17 protein-coding genes are annotated in these 19,017 nt (G+C 67.3%); 5 read left to right on the forward strand and 12 right to left on the reverse strand.

Annotated elements, in window-relative coordinates; translation table 11 throughout:
- The first annotated feature begins 61 nt into the window (after window positions 1–61).
- Window positions 62–589, forward strand: coding sequence for a Dps family protein (locus FM105_RS02900; RefSeq protein ID WP_087004532.1), 528 nt, complete (start codon window positions 62–64; stop codon window positions 587–589).
- A gap of 53 nt (window positions 590–642) precedes the next feature.
- Here the strand turns inward: FM105_RS02900 and FM105_RS02905 are convergent, their stop codons facing one another.
- Window positions 643–1,167, reverse strand: coding sequence for an O-acetyl-ADP-ribose deacetylase (locus tag FM105_RS02905; RefSeq protein WP_087004534.1), 525 nt, complete (start codon window positions 1,165–1,167; stop codon window positions 643–645).
- 128 nt (window positions 1,168–1,295) lie between these two features.
- Here FM105_RS02905 and FM105_RS02910 point away from each other — a divergent pair, with 128 nt between their 5' ends.
- Complete coding sequence (locus FM105_RS02910; RefSeq protein ID WP_087004537.1) at window positions 1,296–2,192, forward strand: patatin-like phospholipase family protein; 897 nt, start codon at window positions 1,296–1,298, stop codon at window positions 2,190–2,192.
- A gap of 161 nt (window positions 2,193–2,353) precedes the next feature.
- Complete coding sequence (locus FM105_RS02915) at window positions 2,354–2,920, forward strand: CHAP domain-containing protein (protein ID WP_087004540.1); 567 nt, start codon at window positions 2,354–2,356, stop codon at window positions 2,918–2,920.
- 349 nt (window positions 2,921–3,269) lie between these two features.
- On the opposite strand, the gene FM105_RS02925 is transcribed toward FM105_RS02915, so the two are convergent.
- The 7 genes from FM105_RS02925 to FM105_RS02955 all read right to left on the reverse strand — a co-directional run bounded on the left by FM105_RS02925 (window position 3,270) and on the right by FM105_RS02955 (window position 10,389).
- A complete protein-coding gene (locus FM105_RS02925; RefSeq protein ID WP_087004545.1) occupies window positions 3,270–3,458 on the reverse strand; it encodes a hypothetical protein in 189 nt (62 codons plus the stop codon).
- A gap of 416 nt (window positions 3,459–3,874) precedes the next feature.
- Window positions 3,875–4,780, reverse strand: a complete 906-nt coding sequence (locus tag FM105_RS02930; protein ID WP_179207041.1) for a zinc-binding dehydrogenase — start codon at window positions 4,778–4,780, stop codon at window positions 3,875–3,877.
- The gene (locus FM105_RS02935) at window positions 4,732–6,060 is read right to left on the reverse strand and encodes a YibE/F family protein (protein ID WP_087004551.1); all 1,329 of its coding nucleotides are present in this window, start codon (window positions 6,058–6,060) and stop codon (window positions 4,732–4,734) included. The genes FM105_RS02930 and FM105_RS02935 overlap by 49 nt, the downstream gene beginning before the upstream one ends.
- A 98-nt stretch (window positions 6,061–6,158) precedes the next feature.
- Window positions 6,159–7,091 carry an NADP-dependent oxidoreductase gene (locus FM105_RS02940; protein ID WP_087004554.1) on the reverse strand — a complete coding sequence of 311 codons (933 nt, stop codon included), beginning with the start codon at window positions 7,089–7,091 and terminating at the stop codon, window positions 6,159–6,161.
- A gap of 138 nt (window positions 7,092–7,229) precedes the next feature.
- Window positions 7,230–7,895 carry a DUF6320 domain-containing protein gene (locus FM105_RS02945; RefSeq protein WP_087004557.1) on the reverse strand — a complete coding sequence of 222 codons (666 nt, stop codon included), beginning with the start codon at window positions 7,893–7,895 and terminating at the stop codon, window positions 7,230–7,232.
- Window positions 7,892–9,379, reverse strand: coding sequence for an alcohol acetyltransferase (locus FM105_RS02950; protein ID WP_087004560.1), 1,488 nt, complete (start codon window positions 9,377–9,379; stop codon window positions 7,892–7,894). Before FM105_RS02950 ends, FM105_RS02945 begins: the two co-directional genes overlap by 4 nt.
- Window positions 9,376–10,389: an alpha/beta hydrolase gene (locus FM105_RS02955; RefSeq protein WP_087004563.1), complete on the reverse strand. Its 1,014-nt coding sequence runs from the start codon at window positions 10,387–10,389 to the stop codon at window positions 9,376–9,378. The genes FM105_RS02950 and FM105_RS02955 overlap by 4 nt, the downstream gene beginning before the upstream one ends.
- A gap of 79 nt (window positions 10,390–10,468) precedes the next feature.
- Between FM105_RS02955 and FM105_RS02960 the strand changes: the two genes are divergently transcribed.
- Window positions 10,469–11,254, forward strand: a complete 786-nt coding sequence (locus FM105_RS02960; protein ID WP_256970188.1) for a YwaF family protein — start codon at window positions 10,469–10,471, stop codon at window positions 11,252–11,254.
- A gap of 890 nt (window positions 11,255–12,144) precedes the next feature.
- Here FM105_RS02960 and FM105_RS02965 read toward each other — a convergent pair.
- From FM105_RS02965 to FM105_RS02980, 4 genes are all read right to left on the reverse strand, one after another.
- Window positions 12,145–13,923: a dipeptide ABC transporter ATP-binding protein gene (locus FM105_RS02965; protein ID WP_087004566.1), complete on the reverse strand. Its 1,779-nt coding sequence runs from the start codon at window positions 13,921–13,923 to the stop codon at window positions 12,145–12,147.
- Window positions 13,920–14,885: an ABC transporter permease gene (locus FM105_RS02970; RefSeq protein ID WP_087004569.1), complete on the reverse strand. Its 966-nt coding sequence runs from the start codon at window positions 14,883–14,885 to the stop codon at window positions 13,920–13,922. Before FM105_RS02970 ends, FM105_RS02965 begins: the two co-directional genes overlap by 4 nt.
- Window positions 14,885–15,979: an ABC transporter permease gene (locus FM105_RS02975; RefSeq protein WP_087004572.1), complete on the reverse strand. Its 1,095-nt coding sequence runs from the start codon at window positions 15,977–15,979 to the stop codon at window positions 14,885–14,887. Before FM105_RS02975 ends, FM105_RS02970 begins: the two co-directional genes overlap by 1 nt.
- 88 nt (window positions 15,980–16,067) lie before the next feature.
- Window positions 16,068–17,702: an ABC transporter substrate-binding protein gene (locus tag FM105_RS02980; protein WP_087004575.1), complete on the reverse strand. Its 1,635-nt coding sequence runs from the start codon at window positions 17,700–17,702 to the stop codon at window positions 16,068–16,070.
- Between the two features lie 195 nt (window positions 17,703–17,897).
- Between FM105_RS02980 and FM105_RS02985 the strand changes: the two genes are divergently transcribed.
- Window positions 17,898–18,986, forward strand: a complete 1,089-nt coding sequence (locus tag FM105_RS02985; protein WP_218777897.1) for an aminotransferase class V-fold PLP-dependent enzyme — start codon at window positions 17,898–17,900, stop codon at window positions 18,984–18,986.
- Window positions 18,987–19,017 lie beyond the last annotated feature (31 nt).

Raw genomic sequence — 19,017 nt, forward strand, 5'->3', positions numbered from 1 at the left:
TTCTCTCAGATCGGGGGCATACGTTGGCGAAGACAGATCGCAACGGATTGGAAGGTTCACCATGGCCAAGACAGTTTCCGTTCCACAGCCTGCCGGCGCTCGGTCGACCCGCAGGGAGAACGCGGAGAAGGGCTTCAAGGCGCCTGCCGCACTGAGCAAGAACATGCAGAGGGTCCTCGTCGATCTCACGGCGCTGCATCTGGTGGGCAAGCAGGCCCACTGGAACATCGTGGGGCCGAACTTCCGGGACCTCCATCTCAACCTCGATGAACTCGTGAGCATCGCTCGTGCGAATTCAGACGTCACCGCGGAGAGGATGCGAGCGCTGCACGCCACACCGGATGCCCGACCTGCAGTCGTCGCGGAGCAGTCCTCCCTGGCCGAGTTCCCGCAGGGCGAGGTGCACACGCATGACGCCATCGACCACGTGGTTCAGGCGATCGAAGCAACGGTCTGGACCATCCGCGACGTGCACGACGAAGTCGATGAGGCGGATCCGACCACCGCAGACCTGCTCCACGGCTTCCTCTCCGAGCTCGAACAGCAGGCATGGTTCATCAGTGCTGAAACCCGCACTGCCTCGAACTGACGACGAATGACAGACAGGAGGGCGGCCCGTGAACGGGCCGCCCTCCTGCGCATTCACCGTTCTTCAATCACAGCCCGGAACGCCTGTTCTGCTTCGTCTCCGAACGGGACGAAGACGACGGTCTCGACAGTCTCTGCGACCTCGGCGGCGGTGTCCTGCACCGTCTGGACTGCGATGCGAGCGGCATCGTCCATCGGCCAGCCGTAGACGCCTGCGGAGATCGCGGGGAACGCGACGCTGCGGGCACCCACCTCCGCAGCGACCCGCAGACTCTCGCGGTAGCAGGAGGCGAGGGTCTCCGACCGGTCCTCGCTCTTCGCGTACACAGGCCCCACGGTGTGGATCACCCAGCGTGCGGGCAAGTTCCCCGCTGTCGTGGCGACGGCCCGCCCGGCGGGGAGCCCGTCCGGCAGTGTGGTGTCGCGAAGTCTGCGGCACTCCGCGAGGATGTCGGGGCCTCCGGCGCGGTGGATCGCACCGTCCACTCCCCCACCTCCCAGCAGACCGGAGTTCGCGGCGTTCACAATCGCGTCGGTCTCTTCCTGCGTGATATCACCCGGTCGGATCACGATGTCCATGGCGGCGCTCCTCTGCTGATCGGGTCGTTCTGGTGCGGCTGTTGTGGCTGGTCTGGTCGGTGACCCCACCGTAGTCCGGGTCACCGAGCACGTGTCCGCGCGCACTGCACGTGTCTAGGATGGCGGGCATGACGCTTGCGGCTGCACCCACACGAATCGAGGACACGGCGCTCATCTTCGAAGGTGGCGGCATGCGCGCCGCTGTCACCAGCGGCATGGTCGTCACCCTCCTGGAGGCGGGCCTGTCCTTCGACTGGGTGGCCGGGATCAGTGCGGGGGCGACGAACACCGCGAACTACCTCTCCCGCGACGCGCGCCGCTCCCGCAGATCTTTCGTGGACTTCTCCGCTGACGAGCAGTTCGGCGATCTGCGCACCTTCGCCCGCGGGCAGGGACTCTTCAACGCCGAGTACATCTACCAGAACTCCGGCGGCCCCGACCAGGCGCTCCCCTACGACTGGGAGTCGTTCCTGTCGAACCCCGGTGACCTGCGGGTCATCGCGTTCGATGCAGAATCAGGCGAGGACGTCGTGTGGTCGAAGTCGGACATGCCCCACATGGACGACCTCATGGTCCGGGTGCGCGCGTCCTCGACCATGCCGATCCTCATGCCGCCGGTCCACCTGGACGGGCACGTCTACGTCGACGGTGCGATGGGCGCCGACGGCGGGATCGCGCTGAGCCAGGCGCAGCGCGAGGGCTTCGAGAAGTTCGTCATCATCCTCACGCAGGAGCGCACGTATGCGAAGGAGCCCCAGCGGTTCCCCGGCTTCTACCGCAACTGGTTCCGCCGCTATCCCGCGCTGGCCGACGCGCTGCTGACCCGGTGGAGGCGCTACAACGAGACCCGCGAGCGCGTCTTCGAGCTGGAGCGCGAGGGGAAGGCGTACGTGTTCGCCCCGGAGCGCATGCCGGTGGGCAACGGCACGCGGGATCTGTCGCGGCTGGCGGCGGCGCATCGGATGGGGCTGTCCCAGTCGCGGCGCGAGCTGCCCGCGATCCGGGAGTTCGTGGGGGTGCGGTGAACAGCACGCGAACGTCCCGTTCCTCACGGCTGAGTGACCGGTGAGCGCTTCGACATCATTCAGTGAATACCACCTGTTCGCCATTGACCCAGGTCACAGTGATCCTTCTATCGTGGCTGGTGAGGGCACCCGCTCTCAGCACCGCTGAAGAAAGGCACACCATGAAACTGCGCCAGGCGATCAGCACACCGCTGGCTACGACTGCTCTTATCGTCACCGCTGCGGTCGGAGGCTCGGTCTCCGCAGCAGCCGCGGACACCGGCAGCGCCCCCAGCGGCGCATCGGCGTCAGCCGCCCAGCCCGCCGCGTCTGCACAGTTCGACAACACCAGCGACTTCATCAACCACTACAAGGGTCAGACCCTCGCCAACAGCAACGGCAGCTACCCCGGCCAGTGCGTCAGCGCGATCTCCATCCTCCTCGAAGAGGTCTACGGCGTCGACCACGGCGCCTGGGGCAACGCAATCGACTACCAGGCGGGCGGCTCCGCCGGCCAGCAGATGGAGGCCAACGGCTTCTCCTGGGGCACCGACACGAACTTCAAGAACGGCGACATCGTCGTCTGGGGCGACGGGGCCAACACCTCCGCGTACGGCCACATCGGCATCTACTGGGACGGTCAGATCTGGCACCAGAACTGGGATTCGGGCAGCGGCATGGACCAGTCGCTCCATGCCATCGACTTCAACAACGACATCGACGCTTACCTCGGCTACTGGCGAGGCTGACGCACGGTTACGCCCTCACCCGAACGCAGACCAGCGAGGCCCCACGATCCGGGATCGTGGGGCCTCGGTGGTGCGGTGCGTGTCGACGACGTGCGTGGCGCGGTACCTCTTCCACTTCACTTTGCGCTCTTTCAGCACTCGCTGTAAGCGATCTGTCTTCTGGAGCAGACGACGCTCACCATCAAGCGTGTACTCGATCTGACGACCGTCAGTCATAGTGAAAGTCCTTGTTTGATTCTCGACCGCCTGAGCTTTGCGGTGCGACTCTGATCGATGCGTAGCGGGAATAGCCATCAATCCACCTCGCTTTCGTGGGATAGACAGTACCGGAAGAAGCTGGGAGGAGCCCTCACGACTCACCTCCGTCGCCGGCGCGGACAGGCGGTGCGTACGCGTTCGAACTGACCTTGTTGAGCACTTCCTCACTGAGCACATCAAAAAGGTCACCGTCGTCTACGGCCAGAGTTTCATCTGTGGCCATCGCCGTCAGGACGCTCATCCCCATGTTGGCGTCGACGAGGTCTTCTGATGAGGACATCTGAATCGCCCACTCAAGACGACGCCAGAATTTCGCCTGCCTATCGGTCTTCTGCTAGCGGAGATAGTTGACGAAAGCGATCGCTGCGGCCACAGCCGCGGCAAGCACAGCGAGCGCAGGCGCAAGCGCACTCACATACTCAACCCAGCTCGGCAGCAGGACCGCCGCATCGGAGATCTCTGTCATGCCTCAGGACGATAGCTCCTGGCACAGACATAGCGTCTGCTCTCCTGTCGCTCGCAGCCAGGGGAGCGACTACATCGCCGCGGCACAGCGCAAGCCAGTCGAGATCACAGCGCGCAGAGCGAGACGCCATGCGGTGGACTCGCACGCATAGAGACCGACCACGTCCCGCGTATCGGAGCTGGCCGCACTCATCGGGCTCCGCTCAGTGCGGCCAGCTCGGACTGCGGCTGTCAGCTGTCGTAGCGCGCGACCAGACGGCCGCTGACTTCGCCCTTCGCCAGACGGTCGATCCCGTCTGGAATCTCGTCGAACGCGATGTCCGAAGACTCGATGACCAGGTCGCCGTCTGCAATCATCTTCAGGACTGCTTCCAGATCCTCTCGCCTGCCGATGGTCGTGGATCCCTGCAGGTTGATCGCGCGGGTGATGAAGTCGAACGAAGAGAACTCGAACTCCAGCTTTCCCATTCCGACGAGGACGACGGTTCCACCGAACTTCACCGCATCGATCGCCTTGACGGTGGTCTCCCCGAATCCTGCGAAGTCGACGACGACGTCGAGGTCTTCGCCCGCCAGTTCGCTGACGTCCTTGACGACGCGGGACACGCCGCGCTCCTTGGCTGCCTCCCACACCTGTTCGCGGGGTTCGATGCCGATCACCTCGGCACCCTGAGCGACAGCGATCCGAGCGCCGGTCATCCCGAGGCCGCCCAGGCCGAGGATTCCGACGCGCATACCCTTCTTGATCCCGCCGTGCACGACGACGCCGGAGTACGAGGTCACGCCTGCGTCAGTGGCCGCCGATGCCTGCGACCTGCTCACTCCGGCCGGCTTGTGCACCAGCATTTCAACGTTGCCGATGACGTATTCGCCGTATCCCCCGTCGCGCGAGACACCGGGCGCGTCCGTCGCCTTCACTGCCTGCGCGACTTCATCACCGACCTTGAAGTCTGTGACGCCCTCGCCCACTTCTTCGACGGTGCCCGTGGCCTCGTGGCCGAGCACCATCGGCAGGTCGACGATGATCGGGATGACGCCCTCGAGGTAGCCCACGTCGCTCGCCGAGGCAACACGGGATCGCTCAGCTGTCAGGCCGCGTCCTGCGACTTCGCCTTCTTCGCCGTCCCCCGCAGCCACTTCGCGAACCAGATCGCGAAGAGCGTCGTCGCCGGCATCGTCACCGTCAGGCCCACGATGCCCGCCAGCAGCTGCACGATGGTGTACGCGACAGCCTCCGACTGCATCAGCGCCCACACCGGCATCCCGAACGACTTCGCCGCGACGAACGCCGCGAGGCTCGCACCCACGACGGAGAAGCTCACCGTGTAGATCGCACTCGCCGCGTGGTCCTGCCCCACATCCAGCGCCCGCTTCATGAGCGACGGACTCTTCTTCTGCCCGCTGCGGCTTGCCTGCGCTGCGCGCTCGCGCAACTGCCTGCGCGTCAGATTCCCATCGCCGAGGCCCCCGTCGCCTCCCGCACCCGACTCCCCCGGCCTCTGTGCCGGGGTCTCGTCGGCACGACCGCCGCCCCCGTGGTCGTGGCCTCCTGCGTCCTGGAAGCCCAAGAGCGAGAAGACGACGGATGCCTGCGCGACGGTGATGTCATTGAGGATGCCGATCAGCGCGATGAGCAGACCGGCGAGCGCCAGCACGGACAGGTCGATATCCCCGGTCACGAACACGGACGCGGATGTGGTGTCCGTGATGCCGGTGAGCCGTGCGACGGAGGAGAAGATCCACCCCGTGAGCATCGCTGTGCCCACGCCGACGACGGTGCCCGCCCACGCCGCCATCGTCTTCGCCCCGAACCCGTGGGTGAAGTGCAGGACGACGGTGAGCACCAGCACGGAGGTGACGGCGGAGTACGCGAGAGGATTGCCGCCTTCGTGCACTCCCGTCACCAGGAACAGCCAGATGAACAGGGCAGAGACCAGCAGCGACACGAATGCGCGCAGACCCTTGCCGCCCACGCTCAGCGCGACCAGCACCAGGGTGATCGCCGCGAAGATCAGCAGCGAGGTGCCGCGCTCCACCGAATGGAACGAGTGCAGCACGTCGCCCTGGACCGGAGTCGCCGTCTGGACGACGACCCGATCGCCGTCCTCCAGACCCGCGACCCAGCCCTCACGGGTGATGCCGATGTTCTGCGTCCCGCCGTCGTCCAGGTGGGCGGTCGCCTGGCCGCAGTGGGAGTCCGCATCGATCCAGTCCGCGGCGCAGTCAGCCAGGTCGACATCGCTGAGCTCCGCCCGCGAATAGTCCAGCGTCGTCCCGTTCGGCAGGGCTGCCGGCTGCTGCGACGGCCACATCGCCAGCACGATCGGCAGCGCGAAGACCAGCACACAGCCCACCACGATGAGGGACACGAACGTCTCCCGGGTGAACCCGGAGAAGCGGAGAGCAGGCATACGCATACCCACCAGTGTTCCCTATGAGGTCGTGAAACGAAGACGCCTTCTCATCACGAAGGCGCCCTCGCGGCTGCGAGGGCGCCCACGGTAGTCGGGAGGCCTCAGAACTCCAGGACGATGCGTCCGCGCACTCCCCCGGCCTCGAGCCTGCGGTGGGCCTCCGGCGCCTGGTCCATCGGCAGCGCCTCTGCCACGCGCAGGGTGACGACGCCGTCCTCCGCCTGCTGGCGCAGCGTATCCAGCTCCTCCGGGTTCTTCGCGTACTTGCTCACGACGATCGACCAGAATTTCACGCCGCGCTCGCGCTCACCCTTGTCGCCGCGGATCGTCACGATCGTGGCGCCGTCCTTCGCAGCGGGGACGATCTCGTCCAGCTGCACGGAACCGTCGATCATGCCGTCGACGCCCTCGGGGAACTTCTCCCGCACTGCGGCGGCGAATCCTTCGCCGCGGCGCAGCACGACGTCTGCACCCAGGGAGGCGACCAGCTCTTCATCCGCTTCCGATGCGTCCGCGACGACCGTGTGACCGTCCGCCTTCGCCAGCTGCACGGAGTAGCCGCCGAACGCGCCGGCCGCACCCGTCACCGCGATCGTCGAGCCGGCCGGCAGGTTGAGCTTGTCGAGCGCCAGGCGGGCGGTGAGCCCGTTCATCGGCAGCGTCGAGGCTTCGATGAGCGAGGCGCCGTCGGGGATGCGGGCGACTGATTCGACCGGCACCGCGATCTTCTCCGAGTAGGCGCCGTGGGATCCGTTCGGCACGACGATCGCCATGACCGCGTCGCCGATCTCCAGGTCCGTGTCCGTGTCCGAACCGATCGACTCGATCATGCCGGCGGCATCCATGCCGACGACGTAGGGCGGCTCAGCACCCGCGACGTCGCGCATGCCGACCCTGCGCATCGTGTCTGTGGGGCTGACCGCCGCTGCGCGCACGCGGATGACCACCTCGCCGGGACCCGGCACGGGGTCGGGAAGCTCCATGACTTCGAGGACGTCGGGACCACCGGGCTCTGTGTATGCAATCGCCTTCATGTGTCGCACAACACCCCGTCCGGGCCACTATTCCCGCCGTCCGTCATCCGGACGCGACACGTGACAGCCTCTCTGCCCCGCACCGGACGCTCCCTCATCAGAGGCACCTGCCACACGCACCTGCTGGCGCCCCGGCCTTCACAGATGCAGCCGCTTGCCCAGCTCATGACGGACCTCCGCACCACGGGTTAACTGCAGGAACGCCAGAGCGACCAGACTCAGCACACCGCAGACGACGGATGGCAGCGGGTCGTTCACCCACCCGAACGCCAGGAATCCGATGGGAGCCAGTCCCAGCAGCACCGCCAGGCCGGTGTAGACGATGTGCTCCCCCGCCTCGATGCGCATCACCCTCACTGTGATGATGAGTGCCACGATCGAACAGGCGCAGAGGCTGGGCACCGCATACGTGAGTGACCAGCCGTGCCAGCCGGTGAGGTAGTCCCAGTAGGTGACCGACAGCCCCACCAGCACCACGAGGTACACGGTCCCCTTCGCGACGTTGCGGCGTTTGCGCGCCGCCATGAGCACGACGAGCCACATCGCGGCGACCCCCAGCCACAGCGAGCGCAGCACGCCGATGCCGTCGCTGTCGCGGTTGAACAGCAGCTGCGCGGCGAACGACAGCACGACCACCGCGAGCGAGCTCAGGAACAGCGTCCGCAGCACCCGCCTGCGGGAGAAGTCCAGGGGAATCGTCGGGAACGGCTCGCCGCACCCCTCGCCCTCCAGCCGAGCACGGCACAGCGGACACGTCGTCCAGGTGCCCTCGACATCGACCGAGCACTCCTCACAGCGCTTCATGGGCCAACCTCGGCGGCATCAGAGACGTCAGTGACCTCGGCGACCTCGTCCTCGGTCACGCGGGTGGCAGCGACGGACACGTCCACGCCGCCGACGGCGAGCATCCGTGCGAACTCCCGCACGTGGTCGGTCTCCGTGAACGGCGAGGTGAAGCTGACCGTGAGAATCCCGTCGTGCGACATGGAGCAGAACTGCGGGCGGACCGCAGCCACATGGAACATCATCCGCCGGACTCGCGATTCGGCGGGCTCCGGCAGTGCCACGCGGCCCAGGTTTGACACGGCCACAGTCAGCCCTCGGTTGTTGGCGACGTTGACCAGCCCCAGGATGACGTCCTTGATCCCGCGCGGCAGGATCCGCAGCAGCGGCATCCGCTCGAACCGGATGAACCTGCGCAGCTTGCGCTCAAGGGCCTCCGGAGTGGCCTCCGGACGGAACTGCTCCTCGAGACCACGGCAGATGGCGCCGAGGCTGTCGTCACCCTGGCCGTACGTGTGCTCCACCCGGACGGTCGCGAAGAAGTTCCGCGGCGAGTTCGACGGGAAGAACTGGCGCAGATTCACCGGGACGGACGCCGCGATCGTCTGCGACCTGCCCAGTCCGCCCGAGGACAGCCGGACGGCTTCGAAGAACAGGCCCGTGAGGTACATCGTCATCGACACGCCCTCCGCGCGGGCGAGCGAGAGCACCTGCGTCGCCGGCATGCTCAGCTCGACCAGCCGCGTCCGGTTGTCCGGGGTCCTGGTCCCCCGCACGCGGTGCACGCCGTGGACCGTCCTGCGGCCCAGTCCGGCTGGGCGGCGGGAGGGCTGCGGAGTGGGGGCGGCCTCGGGCGCGGGGGTGTTCTGGGGTGCTGGGCCGTTCTCGGATGTTGGGGGGTCGTCAGCCTTCGCGTCCTTGCGGCGGTGCCTGCGGAAGTAGTGCGCGAAGCTGTCGGGGGTCAGGCCCAGGGCGTCAGCGGCGGCCTCGCTGGGGTCGGCGTGCAGGTCCGATGCCTGCTCAGGGGTGTCGAGCTGGTCGGCGGCGGGGGCCTCGGGATCGGATTCGCCCGGCTCGAGCGGCTCGGGATGCCGCAGGCGGACGTAGGAATCCAGGAGGTCCGTGAGGAACCACAGGGCGCCGGTGCCGTCGGACAGAGCGTGGAAGACCTCGAGCGAGATCCGTCGTTCGTGGTGGACGACGCGGAACAGCAGATTGCGGCGGTCGACCTGGTAGAGGGCGGCGCAGGTGTGCTCCTCCTCCGGGGTGACGACGGGGCGCAGGCTGCTGTCCTGCAGGTAATACCAGAAGACGCCGCGGCGCATGACCGCGTGGTAGAGCGGGTAGCGGTCGTAGGTCTCCTCGAGGGCGGCCTGCAGGAGGAGCGGATCCACGTCGTGGTCCATCTCCGCGCTGACGCGGAAGACCTTGGGGTCGGAATCGCTGCGGGCGGCGAGGAAGATGTTCGACGCGTTGTCCAGGCGCACCCAGGCGGGGCGGGTCACGGTGTGCCGCCTGGGTCAGGCGTGTGGGCTGAGTCAGGCGTGTCGGCCGAGTTCGTCGGCGCATCCTCGTCGAGGAACGCGTTGATCACCTCGTAGGCCTGACGGAGCGAGCGGGAGAAGCGGGGCAGCGTGATGAAGCCGTGCAGGGCACCGTCGACGCGGTGGAGGCTGACGGTGTTGCCGGCCTCCTCGAGCGCACGGCCGTAGGCCTCGCCCTCGTCGCAGAGCAGGTCGAGTTCGGCGGTGATGAGGAGCGTGTCCGGCTGGCCGGAGAAGTCGTCGGCCATGAGCGGGGCGATGCGGGGGTCCTTGCGCGCCTGCGGGTCCGGGACATACATCTCGAGGTAGTCCTGGACCTCGTGGGTGGTGAGGCGGTAGTCCTTCCCGTGGTCGCGCACGGAGGCGAACGGTGAGGTCCGCGGATCGTGGTCCCAGTGGGTGACGGGATAGAGGAGGATCTGGCGGCCGGGGGTCGCGTGGCCCTCCGCGTGCAGCTGCTGGGAGACGACTGCGGCGAGGTTCCCGCCTGCGGAGTCGCCCACGAGCACGATGCGGCTCGGGTCGTCGACGCCCACGCGGCCCGGTTCGTCCAACAGGAGCCGGGCGATGTGCAGGCAGTCCTCGAGGCCCGCGGGGAACGGGTGCTCCGGTGCCAGGCAGTAGTCGACGGAGACGACGACGCAGCCGGTGAGCTCCGCCATCGTCGCGCACGCCGGGGTGTAGCTCTCGATGTTCCCCGTCACCCAGCCGCCGCCGTGGAAGAAGAGGAGGACGTCGTCGCGGCTGCGTTCGATCGGGTTGAACACGCGGACGGGGATGGGGTGGGTGCCGTCGTCGACCGTGGTCTCGCGGAAGGGAACGCGCGGGCCCGGCAGTGCGGCCAGCTGGCGCTGCAGGCGGCGGACCTTCTCGTAGTCCTCGCGCATGTTGACCCGCGGGGCCGCGAACAGGCCGAGCACCGCTCTGACGAGCCGGTTCACGGGCGGCCTGCGGCGTTCGGACTGGTCCATGGTGACAGCTTAGGGGCGGACGGCTGGATCGACGTGGTGGTGGCGCGCGTGGTGAGGTGTCGCCGAATACACTGCGCTCATGGACAGCGCAGTCGTAGCCAGTGGCGTCGAACCGATCGGGCGGATGACACCGTACGGAGCGGAGCACATCGCGGTGCTCGGGCTGACGGTGGTCCTCGCCGTGGTGCTCGTGATGGTGGCCCGACGCATCCGCGGGAGCGTCCATGAGGATCGCCTGCTGCGGACAGCCGGGTGGGTCATGCTGGCGGTGACGGTGCTGTGGACCGTGTGGGGCATGATGCCCGGCCAGTGGAACATCGACCAGTCGCTGCCCTTCCAATTCTCCGATGCGATGCGCTTCATCACGGCGATCGCACTGCTGACGCGGGCCGGGTGGGCGATCGCCATCTGCTACTTCTGGGGGCTGACGCTCAACCTGCAGTCCGTCATCACCCCGGACCTCAACTACTTCGACTACCCCGTCGTGGAGTTCGCGGCCTACTGGTTCCTGCACATCGCCGCGCTCGTCGCGCCGATCGTGTTCGTGTGGGGGCTGGGGTATCGCCCTACATGGCGCGGGTACGGCGTCGCCTATGCGGCAGCGATCGGATGGGCACTCGTGGCGATCGGCGTCAACGCGGTGACCGGGGCGAACTATGCGTATCTGAGCCATGCGCCGGAAGGACCGTCCGCACTCGATCTGCTGGGCCCGTGGCCGGTCTACATCCTGTGGGAGCTGCTCATCGTCGCAGTCGTCTGGGCGCTCATGACGTGGCCGTGGGAGGCGCGGGGGCGGTCAGTGCGTCAGGACGAGACGATCGGCACCCTGCGGACCCTGAGACGAGCGCGTTCCGCTCTGACGTGACTGGGCGCATTACGCTTCTTCGGGCTGATCCTTCTGCGGCAGCGAGTCACGGACGAGCTCGTATGAACCCTCCACCAAGTCCTTGACCAGCGCCTCTGTGAAGGGCCTCCCAGCGGGACCAGATCCTCGCGTTCCGGATCGCGCTGGCAGCGGCGGTGGCGGGATGGCCTGCGGTGCCTGTTATCGCCGACGGACGGTCTGTCGGTTCGAGGGACGGGCGTGCGCGCACGTCCGTCGGACCGCAGGGGTGTCCCTCGCGGCGCTTAGGCCCGCATGGCACATATCGCCGACGGACGGTGTGAGAGTACGAAGGTATCCTCGGCGTCAGCGGCAACGTCGCCGCCTGCTCTCTGGCCCGATCGTCCATGCGATGGGACCTACCTCGATGGCAGATGACAGCGACGACCGAGGGTTCACCCCTCCGCCGCCCTCCTTCTCCCTCATGGGTCATCTGGCGCCGGGAGCACTTCGGGCCCAAGTGACCGGTACGCAGCATCTCGGACAACGGCCTCACCCGTGATGCCGCAGATCGCCGAGGGACGGCTCGACGGTTCGAGGGACGGCCGTACGCACCCGTCCGTCGAGCTGCGGGGGCGTCCCTCGCGGGCGCTGGAGACAAGACGCCGCCTCCGTGTTCGGGACGCCGGTGTCTGCATCGGTGAGTCGAGCACGGAGGCGGTCACTGGGCGGGGAGAGCGTGGGCAGCGAGCTCAGCGCCGTTGAGTCGTCACTCCTGCACGCGGAATCTCCGATCTGCGTGCAGGAGTGACCGATCAGCGGCTGGTGACCGGTCAGCGGCCGTGTCGCCGGTCAGCGGCCGTGTGACCGGTCAGCGGCGGTTCAGCCCCTCGGTTCGGCCCCTCGAGGGGAAGGGGCTGGCGTCGAACTACTCAGAGTGCCGCGCGGAGTCTCGCGGCCTCCTTGCGGCGCTGTTCCTGCTCAATGGGATCCGGCACCGGCAGGGATGCGATGAGCCTGCGCGTGTAGTCGTGATCCGGACGGGTGAGCACCTGCTCTCCCGTGCCGTTCTCCAGCAGCTCCCCGTGATAGAGGACGCCGATCCGGTCCGACAGCATGTCGACGACCGCCAGATCGTGGCTGATGAACACCGCCGCGAAGCCCAGGCGATCCTGCAGCTCGCGGAAGAGCTCGAGCACCTTCGCCTGAACGGACACATCCAGCGCGGAGGTGGGCTCATCGGCCACGAGCAGCTCCGGATCCAGAGCGATGCCGCGTGCCAATGATGCACGCTGACGCTGACCTCCGGACAGCTCGTGCGGATACCGCTTCGCGTACTCGGTGGGCAGCTGGACCGCGTCCAACAGCGAGAGCACTTCCCTGCGGCGATCCGCGTCGCTCATCTTCGGACGGTGCACCGCGAACGGCTCCTCGATGCACTGGCCGACCGTCAGCTGCGGATTGAACGACGCCGCGGGATCCTGGAAGACGAAGCCGATCCGTTTGCGCAGCGGCTTGAACGTCTTCTCCTTCATCCCGACCATCTCGTAGCCCAGGACGTCCAGCGACCCGCCCGTGGCGGTGGTGAGCCCGGCGATCGCACGACCGATCGTCGTCTTGCCCGAACCCGATTCGCCGACCAGCCCGAACACCTCGCCCTTGTGCACCGTGAAGTCGACGCCGGCCACCGCGGTGAAATCGCGCTTGCCGATGCCACCCGGGTAGACGATCTCCAGACCACGAGCGGTGACGACCGGCTCGCCGAACGTGCTGCCGGCCTCAGCAGCGGGTGCCTCCCCCGCCTCGGCGGTGGTGGCAGCGGCGCGAGCAGCAGCGGCCGCACCTGCACCGCCCGCACCAGAGCGGGAGTCGGCGCCAAGTCGCGGAACGGCCGCGAGCAGGGCCTGCGTGTACTCCTCTTTCGGGGAGGCGAACAGCTCCTTCACCGGGGCGGTCTCGACCAGCTCACCGCGGTACATCACTGCCACCCGGTCGGCGAGGTCCGCCACGACACCCATGTTGTGGGTGATGAGGACGATCGCCGTGCCGCGCTGATCGCGCAGGTCGCGCAGCAGGTCGAGGATCTCGGCCTGGACGGTGACGTCGAGCGCAGTGGTCGGCTCGTCGGCGACGATGACGTCGGCTCCCAGGGCCAGTGCCATCGCGATGACGATGCGCTGCTTCTGTCCGCCGGAGAACTGGTGCGGGTAGTAGTCGTAGCGATCGGCGGCGTTGGGGATGCCGACGTCCTCCAGCGCGCTGACGACCCGCTCCCGGATCTGCTTCTTCTTCAGCTTCGGGTTGTGGGCGCGCAGGCCCTCCGCGATCTGCCACCCGATCGTGAAGACGGGGTTGAGCGCGGTCGACGGCTCCTGGAAGACCATGGAGACGTCCGCACCGCGCAGTTTCCGCAGCTGGGCCTTCGAGGCCGTGAGCACGTTGTTGCCCTGGAGGACCACCGCACCGTTCGTCGTCGCCGTGTCCGGGATGAGCCCCAGGACGCTGCGCGCGGTGACGGACTTGCCCGAACCGGATTCGCCGACGATCGCCAGCACCTCTCCGGGCGCCACCGCGAGCGTCAGATCCTTGACCGCGTGGACGTCGCCCGCGTCGGTGACGAAGGTGACGTCGAGGCCGTCGATGCTGAGGACGGGGGCCTTGGATGTGCCGCCCGTGGTCACGCCGCCCGTGGTCGTGCCATCGGTGCTCATGCCGTCTCCTTCACTGCGGACTTCTTCTTCGATCCCGCGCGCTTGCGCAGGCGCAGACGCGGATCGTTGAGGTCGTTCATCGACTCGCCCACGAGCGTGATGCCCAGGACGGTGATGACGATCGCGATGCCGGGGAACACGCTGGTCCACCAGATGCCGCTCGTCACGTCAGCCAGCGACTTGTTGAGGTCGTAGCCCCATTCCGCCGCGGACGACGGCTCGATGCCGAAGCCCAGGAAGCCCAGGCCCGCCAGCGTAAGGATCGCCTCGGAGGAATTCAGCGTGAAGATCAGCGGCAGGGTGCGGGTCGCGTTGCGGAACACGTGCTTCGTGATGATCCGCGTGCGCGACGCACCCAGCACGATCGCCGATTCCACGAACGGCTCCGCCTTCAGCCGGACGGTCTCCGCACGCACCACGCGGAAGTACTGCGGGATGAACACGACGGTGATCGAGAACGCCGCGGCGAGGATGCCGCCCCACGCGCTCGACTGGCCGCCGGAGATCACGATCGCCATGACGATCGCCAGCAGCAGCGACGGGAACGCGTAGACCGCGTCCGCGACGACCACGAGGATCCGGTCCAGCCATCCGCCGATGTACCCGGAGATCAGGCCCAGGGCCACGCCGATGAAGATCGACAGCAGCACGGCGACGATGATGACGCTCACCGCGGTCTGGGCGCCCCAGATGACGCGGGAGAACACGTCGTATCCGCCCACCGTGGTGCCCCAGATGTGGGCGGCGCTGGGTGCCTGCTGGGCGCCGAACCGGCCGCCCTCCTCATACGACATCTGGGCGTAGCCGTAGGGGGCGATGAGCGGCGCGAAGATCGCCGCGATGAGCACCAGCGCGCAGATGATGAGGCCTGCGATGAGCATGCCGCGCTGCAGGCCGACGGCCTGGCGCAGGTGGCTGATGATGGGCAGCCGCTGGAACGGGATGCGCTTGAGGATGTCCATCAGTACCTCACTCGGGGGTCGATGAGGGCGGCGATGACGTCGACCAGGAAGTTCGTGAGCGCGACGATGACGGCGAGCATCACGACGATCCCCTGGACGGCGACGAAGTCGCGCTTGAGCAGGTACTGGACCAGCTGGAAGCCCAGGCCCTTCCACTCGAACGTGGTCTCCGTCAGCACCGCACCGGCGAGCATCATCGCGATCTGCATGCCCATGACCGTGATGACGGGGATGAGCGCGGGGCGCCACGCGTGGGTGGTGACGAGCCGGAACTCGCTCACGCCGCGCGACCGGCCGGACTCGACGTACTGCTGGCCGAGCGTGCCGATGAGGTTCGTGCGCACCAGGCGGAGGAACACGCCGGCGGTCAGCAGGCCCAGCGCGATCGCCGGCAGCACCGCGTGGGACGCGATGTCGCCCAGCGCTTCGAAGTCGCCGATCCGGATCGCGTCGATGAAGTAGATGCGGGTAGGGCCGACCACGCCGGACATGAGCAGCTCCGTGCCGCTGGACGCGCGCCCGGATGCGGGGAACAGCGGGATGAGCACGCCGAACACCAGCTTGAGCAGCAGGCCCGCGAAGAACACGGGGGTGGCATAGCAGAGGATCGCGAACACGCGCAGGGCCGCGTCGGGCCACCGATCGCGATGGTAGGCCGCGAGCATGCCCAGCGGGATGCCGACCGCGAAGGCCACGATGAGTGCGAAGAACACCAGCTCGACGGTCGCCGCACCGTACTGGAGGAAGAGGTCCGTGACGGGACGGTTGTCCGACACGGTCGTGCCGAAGTCACCGCGCAGCAGCCCGCCCATGTACTCGAAGTACTGGACGATGAGCGGTCGGTCGTAGCCGGCGGCCTCGATCCGCTCCTGCAGCTGGGCCTTGGTGAGCCTGCCGCCCAGTGCCGCGGTGATCGGGTCGCCGGTGATCCGCATGAGGAAGAACACCAGCGTGGTGAGGATCCAGACGGTGGGGATGATGAGGAGGAACCGGACCAGGACGTAGCGCCCCAGCCCGGACCCGGACGCCCGCTGCTTCTTCAGCGGCTTGGCCGGATCCTCCGCGAGAACGGGGTTCTCGATGCTTGCAGCCATGAGTATGAAGCCATTCAGTCACGCCGATGGGGCGGGTGCAGCTGCACCCACCCCATCGGCTGTCAGTTCAGGGAACCGTGCTCCGCTCTCACTTGCCCAGGAGGGCGAGGCGGAACTGGAAGGACGGATCGAGCGTCTCGTCGACACCCGTCACGTCATTGCCGGACACTGCGATCTGCGAACCCTGCAGGAACGGCAGGGTCGGCAGCTGCTCGGCGAGGTCGTTCTGGATGTCGGAGATCGCCTCCGCACGCTCGTCCTCGTCCGTGATGGAGCCCTGCTCGGCGAGCTTCGTGTTGATGTCCTCGTCGCGGAAGTGGTTCGCGAGGAACGACGGGCTCTCCTCCGTGTCGTAGAAGAACGGCACCATGTAGTTGTCCGCGTCCGAGTAGTCCGGGAACCAGCCCAGCTGGTAGGCCGGGTAGAGGTCCTCCGTGCGGTCCTTGGCGTACTGGACCCACTCCGTGGACTGCAGGTCGACGTTGAAGAGGCCGGTGGCTTCGAGCTGGCTCTTCACCATCGCGTACTCGTCACCGGAGGACGGACCGTAGTGGTCCGGGTTGTACTGGAGGCTGATGTCGACCGGAGTCTCCACGCCTGCTTCCTCGAGTCGCTTCGAAGCCTCGTCCTCATCCGCAGCGCCGCTGCCGTCGCCGTAGAGGTCCTTGAGCGATTCGTTGGCGCCCGGCAGCCCTTCCGGAACGTAGGAGTACAGCGGGGTGTAGGTGCCCTTGTAGACCTGCTCCGCGATCGTTTCGCGGTCGATCGAGTCGGCCATCGACTGGCGGATCGCCAGTGCCTTGTCCTCGTCCGGGTCGTCCGACTCCGCACCATGGGGCATCGTGTCGAAGTTGAAGACGATGTAGCGGATCTCGCCGCCGGGTCCCTGGTGGACGGTCAGCTCGTCGTTGCCCTCGAGGTCCTCGACGTCCGTTGCAGACAGCGAGCGCCATGCGACGTCGATGTCACCCTGCTCCAGACCCAGCTTCATGTTGTTCGCGTCAGCGAAGTACCGCATCTGCACGGACTCGGACTTCGCTTCGCCCAGCGGCCCCTGGTAGTCGGGGTTCGCCTTGTAGGAGATGAGCTCGTTGAACGAGTAGGAATCGATCGTGAACGGGCCGGCGAAGGCCTCTGCGTCGACGATCTCCTGGTCCGGGGTGATCTCGTCGGCGGCGAAGACGTCTTCGTCGACGATCGGGCCGGCAGGACCGGCGAGCACCAGCGGGAACGTCTGGTCGTTCTCGCGGTTGAGCGTGAACTGGACCGTGAGGTCGTCCGGCGTCTCGATCGACTCGACCGTGCCGAGCAGCGAGGAGGGACCGTTCGGATCCTGGATCTCCAGCTGGCGCTCGAAGCTGAACTTCACGTCCGAGGCGGTGAGCTCGTTGCCGTTCGCGAAGGTGAGGCCCTCCTTGAGCTTCACCTCGTAGGTGCTGGGATCGGTGAAATCAGCCGACTCCGCGATATCCGGCTCCGTCTCCGCCGTGCCCGGCGTGTAGGAGAGGAGGAAGGGGAAGACCTGCTGCATCACGAAGAACGAGCCGTTGTCGTAGGAGCCTGCCGGGTCGATGACCGTCACCTTGTCGGTGGTGCCGACCGTGACGGTGCTGCCGCCCTCGCCTTCGCCGTCGCCTCCGGTCGTGGAGGTGGAGCAGGCGGTGAGGACGAGTGCCGTCGCGCTGACGGCGGAGGCCAGCATGAGGCCGCGCGATTTCTTCATCGTGTTCCTTCGAACGAGTGATCCGCCACCGGGAGGCGCCTTGCCCCTCAATCGGGTCTCGACGAAGAGCCCGGAGTCCGGATGCTGATACGTGGGTTGCCTCACAGGGTAGACCTGTGTGTGAGTGAACACAAAGTGAACGCTCAACTGATGCACATCTGCGGGTGAGACGTGCGTCACTGGTACCGTCGCCGCATGCGTGAGATGCATATGCGTGAGATCTGGGGCGAGCAGTTCGCCGGAGCAGAGAAGTTCCTCGATTCCGCCACCTACGGCCTGCCCTCCCGACGACAGACGGATGCGCTTCGCACAGCGCTCGACGACTGGGAATCCGGCACACAGGACACGTCCGCCTTCGACGAGGCGGTCGATGCAGCACGTTCCGCCTTCGCCGAACTGGTGGGTGCGCCCACCGACTCCGTGACGATCGGTTCGACGACCTCGGCGCTGGTGGGGCTCATCGCGGCGGCGGTTCCGGACAGCGGTCGGGTCGCTGTCCAGCGTGGCGAGTTCACCAGTGTCACCGCACCATTCGCCACGCAGGCGGCCCGTGGAGTCACGGTCGAGCAGTTCGACCCGGGGACGCTGGAGGCTTCCGTGGAGGAAGCGGTTCAAGCATCCGCGAGGAGCCCGAAGAAGGCGTTCGACCTCGTCGCGGTGAGCCTCGTGCAGTCGGCCGACGGACGGGTGCTCGACACCGAGCGGCTGCGACGTGCGGTCGCCGGCACGCACACGCGCGTGGTCATCGACGTGACGCAGGCAGTCGGCTGGAAGACGATCGACCTAGGCTGGGCGGATGCGGTGGTGGCCTCCGGCTACAAGTGGCTGCTGGCGCCGCGCGGCACCGCGTGGATGGCACTGGCCGACTCACTCGCGAAGACCCTCATCCCCCACACTGCCGGGTGGTACTCCTCCGAGACCCCATGGGCGAACACGTACGAGCACCCGCCGCTGCTCGCAGCAGACGCCCGCCGGTTCGACGCCTCCCCCGCGTGGCACCCGATGCTGGGGTCGGGCATCTCCCTGCCGTGGCTGGCGTCGTTGGACATGCGGGAGGTCGAGGCGCACTGCGTGGGCCTGGCCAATCGCGTCCGGGAGGCGGCCGGGATGGAACCGGCCGATTCCGCGATCGCGGCGCTGGACGTCCCCGGAATCGAGGCCGCAGTCGCCGACGCCGGAATCCGCGCCGCCGTGCGCGCCGGCCGCGTCCGGGTCGGATTCCACCTGTACAACACGACCACCGACGCGGACGCCTTCATCGGGGCACTGCGCCGCGTGCGGTGAGACCGCCGCGGAACCCCACGCGAAAGGAGTG

This window comes from Brevibacterium yomogidense (assembly GCF_900163715.1).
GTDB lineage: Bacteria > Actinomycetota > Actinomycetes > Actinomycetales > Brevibacteriaceae > Brevibacterium > Brevibacterium yomogidense_A.